The 17,857-nt window shown below is 68.0% G+C and carries 15 protein-coding genes; 4 read left to right on the top strand and 11 right to left on the bottom strand.

The annotated features are described in order from the left end of the window. Positions 1-15 precede the first annotated feature (15 nt). Positions 16-1,077: a helix-turn-helix domain-containing protein gene (locus E1956_RS05970; RefSeq protein WP_134747803.1), complete on the top strand. Its 1,062-nt coding sequence runs from the start codon at positions 16-18 to the stop codon at positions 1,075-1,077. A gap of 12 nt (positions 1,078-1,089) precedes the next feature. On the opposite strand, the gene E1956_RS05965 is transcribed toward E1956_RS05970, so the two are convergent. The 6 genes from E1956_RS05965 to E1956_RS05940 form a co-directional block, all read right to left on the bottom strand. Then, on the bottom strand, positions 1,090-1,818 hold the full coding sequence (locus E1956_RS05965) for a CoxG family protein (RefSeq protein ID WP_134747802.1): 729 nt from the start codon (positions 1,816-1,818) through the stop codon (positions 1,090-1,092). A gap of 197 nt (positions 1,819-2,015) precedes the next feature. Beyond that, the gene (locus E1956_RS05960; RefSeq protein WP_134747801.1) at positions 2,016-2,381 is read right to left on the bottom strand and encodes a DUF427 domain-containing protein; all 366 of its coding nucleotides are present in this window, start codon (positions 2,379-2,381) and stop codon (positions 2,016-2,018) included. A 124-nt stretch (positions 2,382-2,505) separates the two neighbouring features. Further along, positions 2,506-2,946, bottom strand: a complete 441-nt coding sequence (locus tag E1956_RS05955; protein WP_134750383.1) for a carboxypeptidase regulatory-like domain-containing protein — start codon at positions 2,944-2,946, stop codon at positions 2,506-2,508. A 455-nt stretch (positions 2,947-3,401) separates the two neighbouring features. Beyond that, positions 3,402-4,913, bottom strand: a complete 1,512-nt coding sequence (locus tag E1956_RS05950; RefSeq protein WP_134747800.1) for a DegQ family serine endoprotease — start codon at positions 4,911-4,913, stop codon at positions 3,402-3,404. Between the two features lie 211 nt (positions 4,914-5,124). Further along, positions 5,125-6,426 (bottom strand): ATP-binding protein, encoded by a 1,302-nt coding sequence (locus E1956_RS05945; RefSeq protein WP_134747799.1) that lies wholly within the window; start codon positions 6,424-6,426, stop codon positions 5,125-5,127. Positions 6,427-6,442: 16 nt separating this feature from the next. Continuing rightward, positions 6,443-7,105, bottom strand: coding sequence for a response regulator (locus E1956_RS05940; protein ID WP_028217821.1), 663 nt, complete (start codon positions 7,103-7,105; stop codon positions 6,443-6,445). Between the two features lie 387 nt (positions 7,106-7,492). Between E1956_RS05940 and dacB the strand changes: the two genes are divergently transcribed. The 3 genes from dacB to E1956_RS05925 all read left to right on the top strand — a co-directional run bounded on the left by dacB (position 7,493) and on the right by E1956_RS05925 (position 12,298). Next, on the top strand, positions 7,493-9,256 hold the full coding sequence (gene dacB / locus E1956_RS05935; protein ID WP_134747798.1) for a D-alanyl-D-alanine carboxypeptidase/D-alanyl-D-alanine endopeptidase: 1,764 nt from the start codon (positions 7,493-7,495) through the stop codon (positions 9,254-9,256). Positions 9,257-9,814: 558 nt separating this feature from the next. Next, positions 9,815-10,750 carry a sterol desaturase family protein gene (locus E1956_RS05930; RefSeq protein WP_134747797.1) on the top strand — a complete coding sequence of 312 codons (936 nt, stop codon included), beginning with the start codon at positions 9,815-9,817 and terminating at the stop codon, positions 10,748-10,750. Between the two features lie 165 nt (positions 10,751-10,915). Then, the gene (locus E1956_RS05925; protein WP_134747796.1) at positions 10,916-12,298 is read left to right on the top strand and encodes an SGNH/GDSL hydrolase family protein; all 1,383 of its coding nucleotides are present in this window, start codon (positions 10,916-10,918) and stop codon (positions 12,296-12,298) included. An 88-nt stretch (positions 12,299-12,386) separates the two neighbouring features. Here the strand turns inward: E1956_RS05925 and E1956_RS05920 are convergent, their stop codons facing one another. The 5 genes from E1956_RS05920 to fba form a co-directional block, all read right to left on the bottom strand. Beyond that, positions 12,387-13,436 (bottom strand): L-threonylcarbamoyladenylate synthase, encoded by a 1,050-nt coding sequence (locus E1956_RS05920; RefSeq protein WP_134747795.1) that lies wholly within the window; start codon positions 13,434-13,436, stop codon positions 12,387-12,389. A 13-nt stretch (positions 13,437-13,449) separates the two neighbouring features. Then, positions 13,450-14,667 carry a 5-(carboxyamino)imidazole ribonucleotide synthase gene (locus E1956_RS05915; RefSeq protein ID WP_134747794.1) on the bottom strand — a complete coding sequence of 406 codons (1,218 nt, stop codon included), beginning with the start codon at positions 14,665-14,667 and terminating at the stop codon, positions 13,450-13,452. A 152-nt stretch (positions 14,668-14,819) separates the two neighbouring features. Further along, on the bottom strand, positions 14,820-15,338 hold the full coding sequence (purE, locus tag E1956_RS05910; protein WP_133194364.1) for a 5-(carboxyamino)imidazole ribonucleotide mutase: 519 nt from the start codon (positions 15,336-15,338) through the stop codon (positions 14,820-14,822). Between the two features lie 45 nt (positions 15,339-15,383). After that, a complete protein-coding gene (locus tag E1956_RS05905; RefSeq protein ID WP_134747793.1) occupies positions 15,384-16,274 on the bottom strand; it encodes a phosphoribosylaminoimidazolesuccinocarboxamide synthase in 891 nt (296 codons plus the stop codon). A 301-nt stretch (positions 16,275-16,575) separates the two neighbouring features. Next, positions 16,576-17,640: a class II fructose-bisphosphate aldolase gene (fba, locus tag E1956_RS05900; protein ID WP_028217828.1), complete on the bottom strand. Its 1,065-nt coding sequence runs from the start codon at positions 17,638-17,640 to the stop codon at positions 16,576-16,578. Positions 17,641-17,857 lie beyond the last annotated feature (217 nt).

Genomic DNA, 17,857 nt, shown 5'->3' with positions numbered 1-17,857 from the left:
CTCGCGAGGCGATCGATGTCTACCGTTCCCCGTCCCCTGCCACCGGGCTCCGCACCCCGTGCCAGCGCCGCCGCTCAGCCGGCACCTGCCGCACCGACGGCACCAACGGCACAAACGGCACCGCCCGCGCGCCGCATTGCCGTGGTCGCGTTCGATCGCGTCATCCCGTTTCATCTCTCGGTGCCTTGCATCGTGTTCGGCGAGCCGCGCCCGGAGGGTGGCGTGCCGCCGTTCGAGCTGATCGTTTGCGCAGCCGAACCGGGGCCGCTCGCGACGACGGCAGGCTTCACGATCGGCGCGTCCCACGGCCTCGACGCGCTCGAAGACGCCGATGTGGTCGTCGTGCCGAGCTGGCGTGACGCCGAAGAAGCGCCGCCCGCCGCCCTGTGCGATGCCCTGCGCGCGGCGCATGCGCGTGGCGCGGTGCTCGTGGGCCTGTGCTTCGGTGCATTCGTGCTCGCGCACGCGGGCCTGCTCGACGGCCGCCCGGCCACCACGCACTGGGCCGCCGCCGACGCCTTCGCGCGCCAGTTCCCGCGCGTGCGCTTCGACCCGGACGTGCTCTACGTCGACGACGGCGACATCCTCACTTCGGCGGGCACGGCGGCGGGGCTCGACTGCTGCCTGCATCTGCTGCGGCGCCTCGCCGGCACACAGGCGGCGAACTACGTGGCGCGGCGGCTCGTGGTGCCGCCGCATCGCCAGGGCAGCCAGGCGCAGTACGTTCAGCAGCCCGTGGCGGCGCGCGGGCGCGGCGACCGGCTTTCGAGCCTGCTCGACTGGATCCGCGCGCATCTCGACACGCCGCATACGCTCGACTCGCTGGCGCAGCGTGCGCTCATGAGCCGGCGCACCTTCACCCGCCAGTTCCGCCTGACGACGGGCGCCACCGTGAGCGCGTGGCTCCTCGGCGAACGGCTCGCCCGCGCACAGCAGCTACTCGAGAGCACCGACCAGCCGATCGACGCCATCGCGCAGAGCGCGGGCTTCGGCTCGGCCACGTCGCTGCGGCAGCATTTCGTGGAGGCGTTCAGAACCTCGCCGTCGGCATGGCGGCGGGAATTTCGCGGGACGTGATTTCGCGCGGGCTCAGCCTTCCGCGAAGTGCCGCGCCACGTAGAACAGCAAGGCGACGAAGAAGATCATCGCGGCCCAGGCCCAGCTCGGCATGGCGTGCGGCGCGGGCTCGTGATGCAGCGTGCTGGCGGCGCGGCCCGACAGCGTGCCGCCCGCGTGCGGGAGCAGATGCGCGCGCCGCGCGACCGCCGCGAGATTGATGGGCCGCAGAAACACATGCTGGCGCCGCGGCGTGTCCCCGCGCGCGCGATTCGGCGCCTGTCCGTGCTTGGCCGCCACCACGGCGCAAAACTCGGTGAAGAACTCGTCGGCGAGCTCATGCAGCGCGTTTTCGATCTGGCGCGGCGGCAACTCGCCCAGTGGCCCGGTCAGCGTGGCCCAAACCGAATAGTCGATGCGCGTGCTCGCGCCCTCGCCCGCCCCCGCGGGCTCCTCCTCGCGCAAGGCCACGTCGATCTGGCCGCGCAACGAGCCGATGCCATCGGCGCGCGCGCGAAAGCTCAGCACGCGGCGCGGCGTGAGCGGCACCGTCGCGACATCGCTGGCGATGTGAGCGCGCACTTCGTAGCGCGCGCGCAGCGGCCCGAGCGGCACGGTGAGCGTGAGCGCGTATTCGCCGGCGCCAAGACGCCGGAACGACTCGCAATGCTCCAGACTCGCCCGCACGAGCGTAGCGTCCTGCAGCGCCTGCCAGACGGCAGACGGCTCAAGCGGAATCCTCAACGCGTCGTTCAGTTCCATGGCGGCTCCCCGGTGGCAGTTCGAGAAGTTCGTTTGCGTCGCTCGGGTGAATCAGTTTGCCCGGGTCGTTCGGTTCGTTTGGTACGTCAGCACATCTATCGGCGCTCAATTTCGTTTCTTGAGGCTAGCGCGCGATGCCGGGCGCGCAGCGAGCCCGGCCGGGCGCTCTCCTGCCCCGGCACGCGGGCCGGAGGCGCTCAGGAAGTCTGGTCGATGCGGTCCACGAGCCCGAGCCGGAACGCCAGATAGCCCTTGATGCCGCGCACGGCATCGAGCGGCACCTCGTAGCTCCAGGCGGCATCCTCGATGCGGCCATCCTCGGTGTGCAGGTGGTAGTACGACGCCTCGCCCTTGTGCGGGCACGCGTCGGTGCGCGCGGAGCGTTCGAGCCGCGCCATGTTCACGTCGGCGCGGGGGAAATAGTAGACGTCGGGATTGCCGGTTTCGACGAGCGTGAGCGCCGCGAGCGTGTCGGCGACGGTGATGCCGCCGTGGATCACGCGCACGCGGTGACGGTTCACGACAATATCGATGCGATGGCCGGCATCCGGTTCGACCGTCATGGTCTGCTCCCTGATCGATGGGCGCCGCCGCGCTCACAAGAAGCCACGGCAGACCCGTGGCTTCATTATCGGCGAAACTCTGGCGGCTTGCGCGAATTCGGAGCGCCGCGCGCGCCGCCCCGGCTCACCAGATGAAGGACGCGCGGGCGCTGCCGTTCGAGCCTACGGTCACGGCGCTCGTCTTGTTGATGCCGTCATGGCTCACGTGCACGGTATAGCGCCCCGGGCGCACGCGCACGAGCATGTAGGGCCCGCGCGAGGTCGTATCGAGCACGCTCGCGCCGTGGGCGTCGACGATCTGCACATGCACGTCGGCGAGGAACTCGGCATTGCGGCCCGTGAAGCGCAGCGAGAGCGGCCATTGCGAGCGCGCGGCCTGCAGCGCCTTCGACTCGTCGAGACCGACACCGCCCGAGACATATTCGACGCCGCCCTGCTGCTGCACTTGCGGCATGCCGCCGCCGTTGGTGTTGCCGGCGCTCGAGTTATCGGTGGACGTGCCGCCCACCGTGCCGTTGGTGGGATTCATGCCGTTCGTGGCGCCTTTGGCGCCGCCCGGCTGCATCTGCATGGATTGCATCGGTGCGCCGCCTTGCTGCATCGGCACTTGCTGCACCGGCGGGGCGCCTTGCGGCTGCATCGGCACCTGCTGCACCGGCGCGCCGCCTGGCTGCGGCGGCACCTGCTGCCCCGGTGCGCCGCCCTGCTGCATCGGCACGCTGCCTTGCTGCGCTGCCGCCCCGGCCGCGAAGCCGAGGGTCAGGGTAGCCGCGAGCGCAACGCTCGAAAGGACGGGACGCGTTTTATGGAACCTCTTCATCGTGACTGCTCCTTACGAGTTGCTTCGAGATCCAACCCGCGCAAACCGCATGCCCGCTTAATCGGACGAGAGCCACCCAGAATACGCCGCAGCAAAGAAAACTGCCGCCGGGGCGCGAGGCCCACGGCGGCAGTGAAAAAGCGGCCCGGAAAATCCCGGTATGAAGCGCACCAGGCCGCTGGAGCGATTCGAAACTTCGATCAGCCGAGATCGACCGGCACGAAGATCTGCGCGTCGTCGCGCTGGATCAGGAGTGCGATGCTGTTGCCCGCGTGCGCGATCATCTGCTTGAGCTGATCGGCGCTCGTCACGGGGCGGCCGTTCACCGCGAGGATCACGTCGCCGGGCTGGATGCCGGCGTTTTCCGCCGCACCGGCCGCCTGTTCGACGAGCAGGCCGTGATCGACCGAGCTGTTGCTCTTCTCTTCCGGCGTGAGCGGACGCACCGCGACGCCGAGGCGTCCCTGCATCTGCGACTGCGGCGTGTCGTTCGAGGCGACCTTGCTGTCGGTGAGCGAGCCGATCGTCGCCGAGAAGTCCTTGGTCGACTTGTCGCGCCATACCTGAATGTCGGCCTTCGTGCCCGGCTTCATGCCCGCGATCAGCGAAGGCAGGTCGGACGAGTCGCCCACGGGCTCGCCGTTCACGGCAAGGATCACGTCGCCGGGCTTCAGGCCCGCCTTGGCGGCCGGTCCGTTCGAGTCCACCGAGCTCACCAGCGCGCCGCGCGGCTTGTCCATGCCGAACGAGTCGGCGAGCGTCTGGTTCATCGACTGCACCGCGACACCGAGGCGCCCGCGGCTCACGTGGCCGGTCTTGACGAGGTCGTCCTTGACCTTCATCGCCTCATTGATCGGGATGGCGAACGAAAGGCCCTGGAAGCCGCCCGTCTGCGAGTAGATCATCGAGTTGATGCCGATCACTTCGCCCTGCAGATTAAAGAGCGGGCCGCCCGAGTTGCCGGGGTTCACCGGCACGTCGGTCTGGATGAACGGCGTGTAGTTCTCGTCGGGCAGCGAGCGCGACTTCGCGCTGATGATGCCCGAGGTCACGGTGTTGTCGAAGCCGTAGGGCGAGCCGATCGCCACCACCCACTGGCCGACCTTGCTCTGGCGCGGGTCGCCGATCTTCACGGTCGGCAGATCCTTCGCATCGATCTTGAGCACGGCGACGTCGGACTGCTTGTCGGCGCCCACGACCTTGGCCTTGAATTCGCGCTTGTCGGTGAGCTTCACGGTCACGACGTTCGCGCCGTCCACGACGTGCGCGTTCGTGAGGATGTAGCCGTCCGGGCTGATGATGAAGCCGGAGCCGAGGCTCGTGCTCGGCGTGTCGGGCTGCATGCCGCCGCCGTCGCCGCCGCCCATGCCGGGCATGCCGCCGTAGAAGTGCTTGAAGAACTGGTAGAACGGATCGCTCGGATCGATCGGCAATTGCTGCGCACCGCCGCTACCACCACCGCGCAGGGCCGTTTGCTTCACGACGTGCTTCGCGCTGATGTTGACGACCGCCGGGCCGTAGGTTTCCACGAGGCCCGAGAAGTCAGGAATGCCGGTCTTGGCCGCGGCTTCGGCGGGCATCAACGCGGCGGCCTGCGCCTGCGTGATGACCTGGGGCGGCGGCACGTCGCGGCGCCCGGCCACGTAGCCCGCCGACAACGCGACGGCAACGGCGATGGCCACGGCACTGCGGGTAATGACTTTGGTATTCATAGCGGACTCCTTGCGCGGGTACTGTCACGACGTAACGAAGATTAAGCGGTATCACTTAAAGGAGTCTTAAGCGGGGAACCAAACCGCAAAGTCCCGTGCACAGGGCGTTTGCGGGGACCTTCGAGCTGCGCCGCCAGGGCTGCGGCGCGCCCGCCACGCGCGCACGTTGAAAGCAAAAAGGAAGCTTCAAGGCACGCCGCGCGCGCAACGCTCAAAACCGCACTTCCACCTGCAAGCCGCCCGCCGGCGAATCGCCGAGCGTGATCGTGGCGTCGTGCTGATCGGCAATGCGGCGCACGATTGCGAGACCGAGCCCCGTGCCCGATACGTCCGTGCGCGCGCGGTTCGCATTCGGGCCCACGCGATAGAAGCGGTCGAACACGCGCGGGCGTTCCTCGACGGGAATGCCCGGCCCGCTGTCCTCGATGCGCACGAGCGGATGCCCGTCGTCCACGACGAGGCGCACGTCCACGCACCCGCCCGCGGGCGTGTATTTCGTCGCGTTGTCGAGCAGGTTGTTGAACATCACGCGCAGGGCATCGGCGTCGCCGTGCACGTGCGCGTCGGCGCTCTCCTCGATGCCGAGGTCCACGCCGCGCTGCTGGGCGAGCGGCGCATAGTTGAGCACGCAATCATCGAGCAGCGCATGCAGGTCGACGCTTTGCGCACGCGCGTGACCGTCGGGCTCCGAACGCGCAAGCGCGAGCAGTTGCTCGGCGAGGCGCGTGGCGCGCGTCACGCCCGCCTGCAGGTCGCCGATCGCTTCGCGGCGCGTTTCGTCATCCCTTGCGCGCGCAACGAGTTGCGCCTGGATCTGCACGGCCGCGAGCGGTGTGCGCAATTCGTGTGCGGCGTCGGCCACGAAGGCCTTTTGCGTATCGATTGCCTGAGCGAGGCGCTCGAGCAGCGCGTTGAGCGCATGCACGAGCGGCGTGACCTCGCGCGGCAGGCGCTGCTCGGGCAGCGGCTCGAGCGCCTCCGGGTGGCGCGTGTCGAGCGCGCGCGCGACGCGCGAGAGCGGCTTGAGGCCCCGCCCCACCACCATCCACACGGCCAGGCCGAGGAACGGCAGCAGCACGATCAGCGGCCAGAGCGTGCGCAACGCGACGTTCGCGGCGAGCCGGTTGCGCACTGTCATCGGCTGCGCGAGCTGCACGACGTTGTCGCCGACGATCGCGCCATAGACGCGCCAGTCGCCGCGGTCGGTGCGCTCGGTCGAAAAGCCGAGCTCCGCGCGCGGCGCGAGCGGCGCGCGCGGATGCGAGTAGTACATCAGCACGCCATTGCGGTTCCAGATTTGCAGGACGATGCCCTCGGTGCCGGTGTCGCGCGAGCTGAGGATCTCGTTGAACGGCTCGGAGGGCAGCGCGGCCGCAATCTCCTGCAACTGGTAGTCGAACAGCTCGTTGGCTTCGGCCAGCGCCTGGCGATAGATCAGCCAGCCCGCGAGGCTCACGCCCGCGACCACGATCGCGAGCAGCCAGAACAGCAGTTGTCTGCGAATCGAACTCATCGGGTGGCGCTCGTCCTCACGCGTCTTTCGCGATCATGTAGCCGAGGCCGCGCACGTTGCGGATCAGATCGGCGCCGAGCTTCTTGCGCAGCGCATGGATATAGACCTCGACCGTGTTGCTGCCGATCTCCTCGCCCCAACCGTACATCTTCTCTTCGAGCTGGGTCTTGGAAAGCACCGCGCCGGGGCGCGCGAGCAGGGCCTCCAGCAAGGCGAACTCGCGCGCGGAGAGCGCGACGGGCGAGCCGTCCTGGGTCACCTGGTGCGAGGCGGGATCGAGCGTGATCGAGCCGTGGCGGATCGTGGAATCGCTGCGGCCCGACTGGCGGCGGATCAGCGCGCGCATGCGCGCGCCCAGTTCGTCGAGATCGAAGGGCTTGATGAGGTAGTCGTCGGCGCCGGCGTCGAGGCCCTTCACGCGGTCGGCAATGGCGTCGCGCGCGGTGAGGATCAGCACGGGCAGCGCCACGCTGCGCGCGCGCAGCGTGCGCAACACGTCGAGGCCGTCGCGCTTGGGCAGCCCGAGATCGAGCAGCATCAGATCGTAGGTTTCGCCGCTCGCGGCCGAGAGCGCGGCCTCGCCGTCCTCGACCCAGTCGACCGCGAAGCCCTCGCCGCGCAGCGCCTTGCGCACGCCCTCGGCAATCATGCGGTCATCTTCGACTAGCAGTATGCGCATCGTAATGAATTGGCCAGGCGGCGCGCGCGGCGCCGCGCCTGAAGTGAATGTCGATGGCTGCATTCTAGCGCCTCGACACCCGCCGCATGCCGTCGGGGCGGAAGCCGGGCTCCGTCCTGCGCTGACGCGACCTTTTCCCACATTTCTCGCCACCAATGCGCGCACGCCACGCGAGGTCTTTACAATGTGCGCTTTTGCGGCGCGCGGCGCCGCGATGCGAACGCGCCCTTTCAGTTGTCTCCGGTTGGCATGCAAGGCGACGCGCGCATCGCAAAAGCCACGCGCCAGCCGTTTTCCGCGTCCGCGCACGACACTCGCGAAAAGCCCGCCCGGGCGAGCAGCGCCGCGCGCGGCCCCCGCATTGCCTGCCCTCGTCCAACGCTCTTCATGCCGCCCGTTTCGCTGTCCCGAATTCGTACCCTGTTCCGCCTGAGCACCCCGCGCACACCGAGTGCCACGCGCGCGGCCAAGGCCGCCGCAAAGCCTGCCGCCGCGACCGTCATCGTGGCAGCCGCAACCGTTGGCGTCGACGCGCGCCGCCGCCGTGCGCCGCGCCCCCTCGCGCTCGCGCTTGCCTGCGCCGCGCTCACGACAGCCTTCGCCGGCGCGCCGGCCCACGCCCAGCCCGCGGGCGCGCGCGTGCCCACGGTCAACGTCAGCACCGTCTTGCCGCCCAGCGTGATGGCGGGACTCGAGCGCGCGCACGTGCCGCTTTCGTCGGTGAGCGTCGTGATCGAAAAAGTGGGCGACCGCCAGCCGAGCGTCGCCGTCAACGCGGGCCAGCCGATGATGCCCGCCTCGACGATGAAGCTCGTCACCACCTGGAGCGGCCTCTCAATGCTCGGGCCCGACTACCGCTGGAAGACCAGCGCCTACACCGACGGCGACGTGGACGCGAGCGGCACGCTGCACGGCAACCTCTACATCAAGGGCACGGGCGACCCGAAGCTCGTCCCCGAGGAGCTGATCGATCTCGTGCAGAAGGTCCGCGCGACCGGCATCGTGCGCATCGAAGGCTCGCTCGTGCTCGACAAGAGCGAGTTCGACGCCTCCACGCGCGACCTGCCCTCGTTCGACGGCGACAACAACGCGCCCTACAACGTCGGCCCCGATCCGCTGATGTACGCATTCAAGGCGCTCTCGTTCACGTTCTCGCCCTCGCGCGAGGGCGTTTCGATCGACGTGGTGCCGCCCGTCGCGCAATGGCAGATCGACAACCAGATCCGCGAGCGCGGCGGCAAGTGCGGCGGGCTACTGCCGAGCCCGCAAGTCACGCCGGGCGCGAACGGCGTCGTCACGGCGAGCTTTGCGGGCAACTACGCGTTGGGCTGCGGCGACCGCACGCTCAACATGGCCGCGCCCGTCGATCACAGCACCTTCTTCGCCGACGGCTTCCTCGCGCTCTGGCAGCAAGCGGGCGGCACCTTTGCGGGCACGACGCGCGAAGGCGTCGTGCCGCCGCGCGCGCGTCTGCTGGGCGTGCATCAGAGCCCGCCGCTCGCGGACGTCGTGCACGACATCAACAAGTTCAGCAACAACGTGATGGCGCGCAATCTGTTCCTCACGCTCGGCGCCGTCGAGGAGAAACCGCCCGCGACCACGGCGAAGGCCTCCACCGCCGTCACCACGTTCTTGCGCAAGAGCGGCCTCAACATGCCCGAGCTCGTGCTCGACAACGGCTGCGGCCTCTCGCGCGAAGAGCACATCAGCGCGCTCTCGCTCGCGAGTCTGCTGCAAGCCGCCAACGCGAGCCCGGTGGCGCAGCCGTTCATCGACTCGCTGCCGATCGCGGGCGTGGACGGCACCATGCGCAACCGCTTGAACAACGCGGGCGTGGACGGCAACGCGCACATCAAGACCGGCACGCTGCGCGACGTGCGCGCGATCGCGGGCTATGTGGCCACGCAGAACGGCGAGAGCTGGATCGTCGTGAGCCTCATCAACGACCCGCATGCCGAAGCCGCGCGCGCCGCGCACGACGCGCTGCTCGAATGGGTCTACCAGGGCATGCCCGAGGAGAAGCCCGTGTACGTCGATCCGCATCCGAAGCGCGCGCCGAAGGCAGCACGCGCCGGCCACGTGACGAAGGCGGAAAAGACGAGCCAGGCCGCCGAGCGCAAGGCCACGAAGAAGCAGCGCAGCGCGCATTGATCGCGTGAGCGCGCCAGACGGATCCTGGCGCGCGAAGCGGGCGGCGCATCGGCAGCATGCGCCGCCCGTTCGGGGCGCACGCCTGGCCTTACGGCTTGCCCTCATCCTCGCCGCTTAGCCGGCGCGCTGACTCTCCCTCTCTCCGTCCACGATCTCCCGTCGCTCGCGTGCCCCCTCCTCCGTGCGCGCCATTCACATGGATCGGCTTGCCGTTCCGAGCGCACTTCACGCCACCAGGCAGCCCGAATGCGCATATCGAGCCACTGCCCGAATGCCGCTCGAAATCACACCGCCCGAAGATTTCCTCTAGCAAAGCCCCACGCGCCGCGTGCGTCGGACGTGTACTCTGACGGGCAAAGTCGGGTAGCGCGCAAGAATATGCGCACACCCACGGCTAACCGCACCCTGTCTGGACCCACATCGACGCGCAAGCTGTCGAGCTTTGCATGGGATGGGACCAAGCGCTTTGCATGGGGTCCCGCCAGGTGCGATCGACAAAACACAACAATGCCGCGCTGACTCGCCAGCGCCGCACACGGGACAAGGAGGACGAGATTCGTGCAGTTCGACGCTGAATGGCTGCTGCTCGCCCTCGCGCCCGTCTTTCTCGCCTGCATCGGCTGGGAGGCCTGGCATCTCGCCCGCACCCGCCCCGGCGCCTCGCTCTATAGCTGGCCCGACACGTTCTGCAACGCCGCGCTCGCGCTCATGCATCAGGGCACCGACAAGCTCGCCTGGCTCGTGGCCATCCCCGTCTACGCTTACGTCTACCGCCATTGGCGCATCGTCTCGTGGCAGCCCGGCCTCGGCGCATGGCTCGCGCTCTTCGTCGCCCAGGACCTGCTCTACTACGTGTTCCACCGCGCGAGCCATCGCGTGCGGTGGCTCTGGGCCGCGCACGTCGTCCATCATTCGTCGGAACGGCTCAACCTCTCCACCGCGTTCCGCCAAAGCCTCATGTACCCCGTCGCGGGTATGTGGGTCTTCTGGATCCCGCTCGCCATGCTCGGCTTTCCGCCGATGCAGATCGTCGGCATCGTGCTCGTCAATCTCGCGTTCCAGTTCTTCGTGCACACCCAGGCGATCGGCAAGCTCGGCTGGCTCGAATACGTGCTCAACACGCCGTCGATGCATCGCGTCCATCACGCGCGCAATGCGCAATACATCGACCGCAACTACGCAGGCGTGCTCGCGATCTGGGACCGCCTGTTCGGCAGCTACGTCGCGGAGGACGCGCACGAGCCGCCCGTCTACGGCATCGTCAAGCCGCTCGACACCTACAACCCGCTCAAGGCGAGCTTTCACGAATGGCTCGACATGGCGCGTGATTTCGCGCGCATGCCCGACTGGCGCACGCGGCTTGCTGCGCTATTCGCGCCGCCCGATTGGTGCGCGCGCTGGGACGCGGCACAGCTTGCCTCGGGCTTACGAGGAATACGAACATCCGTGTCGGAAAACAACACCACGGGTGACATCGGGTCGCACAAAACATGACAGATTGCGTAGTCTGATGGCGAGGACCTTGGGGGACCACGCCACTTCGACTCACCACAACGAGCGGCAAGACCTGGCGACACAGGCATCCGCAGCATTGGCAGCATCAGAAGCTGGCATCAGGCAATGGCAACACAAGCCACAAACAGAGGAGATGAAGTGAATATGAAGCAACAAGGACCGAGACACCGTACGCTCGTGCGCGCCACCCAGATCGCTCTCGCGAGCGCCGCTTTCGCGCTCCTCGCCGCTTGCGGCGGCGGTAGCAGCAGTAGCAGCAGCGCGAGCACGCCGCCGCCGTCCGGCGTCAGCCTGCAGGTGGTGGCATTCGGCACGAGCCTCACCGACGCGGGCACGTATTCGGAGCAGATTCTGCCGGGCTTCGGTGGCGGCCGCTTCACGACCAACCCGGGCGAAGTCTGGGCGCAAAAGGTCTCCGAGTACTTCGGCAATTCGCTGACGCCGGCCTTCGAAGGCGGCTTCGGCGTGCCGTTGACGGCCACGGGCGGCCTCGACTACGCGCAAGGCGGTGCGATGGTCTCGACCGGCGGTGTCGCCAATACGAGCGCCCCGATTCCGGCCGCGAGCGAGCAGCCGCTGACCTGGCAGGTCAGCCAGTATCTGGCGCAGCACGGCAGCTTCAATGCCAATCAGCTCGTGCTCGTCGAAGGCGGCTCGAACGAAATCCTGGCGCTGCTCGACAACAACGGCGCAGGACTCACGGCGTTCGCCACCGGCCTCGCCAAGGCCAACTTCGCGGCGGCCGCCAGCGACCCCGCAACCCAGCAAAAGGCACTTCAACAACTGGTCGCAGAAGGCTTTACGGCCGCCCAGGCCCAGGCACTCGTGCCCGCCGCCATCGCGCTGACCATCGTCACCACGGATCCGAACGCCAGCACGGACTTCGCGTCGGTCCTGCCGATCCTCACCGCTGCCGGCACGCTCGCCAACCTCGTCAACACGCAGATCGCCGGCACGGCCAAGGTCGCGGTCGCGACGGTGCCCGACATCGGCAAGGCGCCGGCGGCGCTGGCCGCCGATTCGAGCGTCGGTGCAACGCCGGGCTCCGCGAACGCGCCCGACCAGGCACTGTCGCTCGTTGCGGCCATGTACAACCTCGCGCTGCTGCAGGGTCTGCAGCCGTCGCTCGCGGCCAAGAAGGTCGTTCCGATCGATACGTTCTCGTGGATCGACCAGTCGGTCCAGAACGCGGCCAGCCTCGGCTTCACCGTGACGAACACCGGTACCGCCTGCAATCTCACGCAGATGGAAACCGACGCCACCAACTATGCGCTGGCCAATCCGCAAGCCACGCTCGGGCTGCCGCCCACGACGCCGCAGCCCATCCTCGACGCAGCGGCAGCGCAATACGGCCAGGCCTTCGGCTCGTCGCTGTTCTGCTCGCCGCAGACGCTGACGACGGCCAACGCGCCCACGACGTACATGTTCGCGGATCTCTTCCACCCGACCACCGCGCTGCACGCCCAGTTCGCCACGTTCGTCGAAACGCAGCTGGCTAACGCAGGCATCGGCAAGGCACCGCAGTAAGCGTCACACGCCGGGCCTCCCGGCAAAAAAACACCCCACGGCCCGCCAGGGTCGTGGGGTGTTTTCATTGCGCGAGAGGGGTTTGTACTCAGTCCTGCTGCGCCTCGAAGGCGGCGGCCGCCCGCCCGAGGCGGTCGTTCACGGCGATCCACTCGAGGGTCTCGGGCAGCTTTTCGATCAGGATGCGCGAGACGTTCGCGCGGTCGAGCACGCGCAGCAGACCATAGAGCTCGCGCGCATAGACCTGCGGCTCTTCCGGCGCGGCTACGAAATGCACGTTCGCGGCGCTCGCCCAGGCGCCCGCGCGTGAGCCGCGCGCCACCAGCGCCACCGTTTCGCCCGCGTCGCGCGCGGCGGCCAGCAGCGGCTCCAGCGCCTCGAACGGCAGCAGCGCGAGCGGCGTGCGCGGCGCGTAGTGCGCCTTGAGCGTGCCCGATGCGCGCGGCGCCGTGGCGTCCGAGCCGTCGGGCAGACGCGGCGCCTCGCCCAGCACGCGCGCGATATCGAGCGGACTCACGTGGCCCGGGCGCAGCAATGCCGGGAAGCCGCGCGAGAGATCGAGAATCGTCGACTCGATGCCGACGTCGCAAGCGCCGCCATCGAGCACGTGCACGGCCGCGCCGAACTCGTCGCGCACATGCTGCGCCGTGGTCGGGCTCACGTGGCCGAAGCGGTTCGCCGAGGGCGCCGCTACGCCGCCATGTCCGCCGCGCCGCTTCGAGAACGCGGCCAGCAGCTTCTGCGCCACCGGATGCGAGGGGCAACGCAAGCCCACCGAATCCTGGCCGCCGCTCACCGCGTCGGGAATGCGCGCATGGCGCTTGACGATCAGCGTGAGCGGGCCAGGCCAGAAGGCCTCGACGAGCTTCTGCGCGGCCTCTGGCCACTCGGCGGCCCAGTACTGCGGGTCGCCGCCCGGTGGCAGATGGACGATCACCGGATGATTGGCGGGCCGGCCCTTCGCGGCATAGATGCGCGCGACGGCTGCGGGGCTCGCCGCGTCGCCGCCGAGCCCATAGACCGTCTCGGTGGGAAACGCGACCAGCTCGCCGGCGTCGAGCAACGCGGCGGCTTGCTCGATGTCGGCGGCGGTCAATTCAGGCGTGCCGGCGTGGCCGCCTTGCTGCTGATCGGACATAGTGCGACCCAACTCAGCTCGTGACGATATGCAACAGCCGCGCGCAATCGCGTGCGGCCGCGCGCGCTTCGTCGAGCGTCGGTGCGGTGAAGTTCACGTGGCCCATCTTGCGGCCCGCGCGCGCCTCTTCCTTGCCGTACAGATGCAGGCGCGCGGACGGCATCGCCGCCACCTGGTCCCAGGGCGGCGTGATGGGCGCAGCGCCTTTGGGCGCCTTCGCGCCACCAGCACCGGCGGGGAACCACACGTCGCCGAGGATGTTGAGCATCACGGCCGGCGAGTGCTGGCGCGTGTCGCCGAGCGGCATGCCCGTCATCGCGCGCACCTGCTGCTCGAACTGGCTCGTCGCGCACGCATCGGTCGTGTAGTGGCCCGAGTTGTGCGGGCGCGGCGCCATTTCGTTGGCGACGAGCGAGCCGTCCTCGAGAATGAAGAACTCCACGCACAGCACGCCCACGTAGCCGAGCCTGGCCGCAATCTGCAGCGCGGCCTGCTGCGCCTGCTGCACGAGCACCGCGCTCGCGTCGGGCGCGGGCACGATGGTGTGCGAGAGCACGCCGTTGCGGTGCGTGTTCTGCGCAAGCGGATAGACCACGCTCGCGCCGCTCACGCCGCGCGCGATCAGCGCGCTCACCTCGAACTTCAGCGGCAGGCGCTTCTCCAGCACGCACGGCACGCCGCCGAGCGACGCATGCGCCTCGCGCACCTCTTCGGCGTTGGTCACGCGGATCTGGCCTTTGCCGTCGTAGCCCATGCGCGCGGTCTTGAGGATGCCCGGCAGCACGGCGGCAAGCGCCTCGTCGCCGATGGCGGCGAGCGCCTGCGACGACTCGATCACCACGTGCGGCGCAACCGGCACGCCCGCAGCCGCGATGAAGCGCTTCTCGGCGATACGGTCCTGCGCCACGGCCACGCAGCGCCCGGCCGGGCTCACGAAGGTCGACTTCGCGAGCGTGTCGAGGCTCGCCGCGGGCACGTTCTCGAATTCGGTCGAGATGGCCGCGCACAGGCGCGCCAGCTCGGTGAGCGCGGCTTCGTCGTCGTAGGCCGCGCAGATATGCCGGTCAGCGACGGTGCCGGCCGGGCTCGTCGCGTCGGGATCGAGCACGGCGACGCGATAGCCCATGGCCTGAGCGGCAAAGCAGAACATGCGGCCGAGCTGGCCGCCACCCACCATGCCCAACCAGGCGCCGGGCAGGATCGGTGAAACCGGAGAGTTGTCAGGAGTCATCTTCGTGGTCGGTCAGGGCTGGCCGCGGCGCGCGGGGGACGTCGCGCGGGCCAGACCGAGGTTTAACGTCGCAACGGCAACAGGCGGGAACGCGCTGCCCCGCCAGTTTCCGCCTCGACGATGTCACTTCATGCGCTTGTCGCGCGCCGCAATCACAGCGCCGGCAGCACCATCGCATGCGCCGCTTCGTTCTGGCGCACGCGGAAGGCCGCGAGCTTGTTCGCGTATTCGGAATCGGTCACGCTGAGCATCGATACGGCGAACAGCGCCGCATTGGCCGCGCCCGCCTCGCCGATGGCGAAGGTCGCAACCGGCACGCCCTTGGGCATCTGCACGATCGAGTGAAGCGAGTCCACGCCCTTCAGATACTTGCTGACCGCGGGCACGCCGAGCACCGGCACCGTGGTCTTGGCCGCCAGCATGCCCGGCAGGTGCGCCGCGCCGCCCGCGCCCGCGATGATCGCGCGCAGGCCGCGCTCGCGCGCTTTTTCCGCGTACTCGAACATCTCGTCGGGCATGCGATGCGCCGAGACCACCTTCGCCTCGTACGCGACGCCGAACTCCTGGAGGATCGCGACCGCGTGCTTCATCGTATCCCAGTCGGAGCTGGAGCCCATCAACACGCCGACGAGCGGCGCCGCATGCTGGTGAGCCGTCTGAACTTCACTCATTGTGCTTCCTTCTTCCCTCTTTGCGCCGACTTACGCCAGCCTGATTTACGCCAGCTTCTGACCCGTCAGGCGCTCGAGCGCCTCTTGATACTTCGCCGACGTCTTCGTGATCACTTCGTCGGGCAGCTTCGGCGCCGGCGGCTCTTTCTTCCACGGCTGGGTTTCGAGCCAGTCGCGCACGAACTGCTTGTCGAACGACGGCGGGTTCGAGCCCACCTGGTATTGATCCGCGGGCCAGAAACGCGACGAATCGGCGGTGAGCGCCTCGTCCATCAGGTAGAGCTGCCCGTTGTTGTCGAGACCGAACTCGAACTTGGTGTCGGCAATGATGATGCCGCGCGTGGCCGCGTAGTCGGCGGCTGCCTTGTACAGCTTGATCGAAATCTCTTTGATGGTGCGCGAGAGCTCGGTGCCGATGCGGCGCTCCATCTCTTCGTACGTGATGTTCTCGTCGTGATGGCCCATTTCGGCCTTCGCTGCCGGCGTGAAGATCGGCTCGGGCAGCTTTTGCGCGTTTTGCAGGCCCGGCGGCAGCTCGACGCCGCACACGGCGCCCGTCGCCTGATAGTCCTTCCAGCCGCTGCCGGCCAGATAGCCGCGCACCACGGCCTCGACGAGGATCGGCTCGAGGCGCTTGACCACCACGGCGCGGCCCTTGACCTGCTCGACTTCGTCGGCGGCTACGACCGTCTCGGGGGCAATGCCGGTGAGGTGGTTCGGCACGACGTCCTTGAGCTTCTCGAACCAGAAGTCGGCCATCTGGTTGAGCACCTCGCCCTTGCGCGGAATCGGCTCGCCCATGATGACGTCGAACGCCGAGAGACGGTCGGTCGTGACGATCAGCAGCTTGTCGTCGCCCACGGCATAGTTGTCGCGGACCTTGCCGCGGCCGAGGAGCGGCAGCGAGCGGAGCGTGGATTCGTAGAGGGTAGACATCGTCGTGATTCGCTAAAAGGACAATCGAAAACGGGCAAATCCGGAAACCTCGCGGCCCGCAAAACGCGGCGTCGATCCGCGGCGGGGAACCGGATTCTGAAGGTACTGCGAGGGTAAACCAAAAACTAGCCAAAAAACCCAGAAAAGCCCATCGCCGTTCCCCCAAAACAGGCGGAAACGGCGATGTTTTTTACGACTACAGACGCTGCCGGCAAGGTGCGGCCGGCGAGGTGCGGCCGGCGAGGTGCGGCCGGCAAGGCGCTACCGGACTCAACCAGCGCGTCTGGCACAGAGCCCCGCTTTAGCGGACGATCTGCGCGAGTTCGCCCGACTTGTACTTCTCAGCGATCTTGTCGAGCGAGACCGGCTTGATCTTGCCAGCCTGGCCTTCGCAGCCGAACGCGAGGAAGCGGTCCACGCAGACCTTCTTCGCGGCTTCGCGAGCCGGCTTCAGGTAGTCGCGCGGGTCGAACTTCGACGGGTTCTCGTACATATAGCGACGGATCGCGCCCGTGATCGCCAGACGCAGGTCCGTGTCGATGTTGATCTTGCGCACGCCGTGACGGATGCCTTCCTGGATTTCCTCGACCGGCACGCCGTACGTTTCCTTCATGTCGCCGCCGAACTCGCGGATCTCAGCCAGCAGTTCCTGCGGCACCGACGACGAACCGTGCATCACGAGGTGCGTGTTCGGAATGCGTGCGTGGATTTCCTTGATGCGCTGGATCGACAGAATGTCGCCCGTGGGCTTCTTCGAGAACTTGTAGGCGCCGTGCGAAGTGCCGATGGCGATCGCCAGTGCGTCGCACTGCGTGAGCTTCACGAAGTCGGCAGCCTGCTCCGGGTCGGTCAGGAGCTGCTCGCGCGTCATGGTGCCTTCGGCGCCGTGACCGTCTTCCTTGTCGCCCTTCATCGTTTCCAGCGAGCCGAGCACGCCCAGTTCCGCTTCGACCGTCACGCCGATCGAGTGCGCCATTTCCACGACCTTGCGCGAAACGTCGACGTTGTACTCGTACGAAGCCACCGTCTTGCCGTCGGCTTCGAGCGAGCCGTCCATCATCACGCTGGTGAAACCGCTGCGGATCGCGGCCATGCAGACTGCCGGCGACTGGCCGTGGTCCTGGTGCATCACGACCGGGATATGCGGATACGACTCGACCGCCGCTTCGATCAGGTGGCGCAGGAACGGCTCGCCCGCGTATTTGCGCGCGCCGGCCGAGGCTTGCATGATCACCGGCGAGCCGACCTGGCTGGCCGCTTCCATGATCGCCTGAACCTGTTCGAGGTTGTTCACGTTGAACGCCGGCAGACCGTAGCCGTGTTCAGCCGCGTGGTCGAGCAGTTGACGCATTGAAACGAGAGGCATTGTTGCTACTCCTATGATTTGAAACGAATTGCTTCGTGCCGCCGGCCGTCTTGCGCGACCGGTCGAGGGTGGCCTGGCGGCCACCGCCCGCGTCACAAGGCGCGGGCTCAATTACATGATTTTATCGCGAAGCCGCCGGGTTCCCGCCGCCAAAAAAACGAACTGGCATGAAATTGGCGTATCAGGGCGTCAAATCGGCTAGAAGATGCAAAAAGAG

The organism is Paraburkholderia pallida (assembly GCF_004524855.1).
Lineage (GTDB): Bacteria > Pseudomonadota > Gammaproteobacteria > Burkholderiales > Burkholderiaceae > Paraburkholderia > Paraburkholderia oxyphila.
Note: the sequence above shows the minus strand (reverse complement) of the source record. Positions and strands in the feature narration are given on the sequence as shown.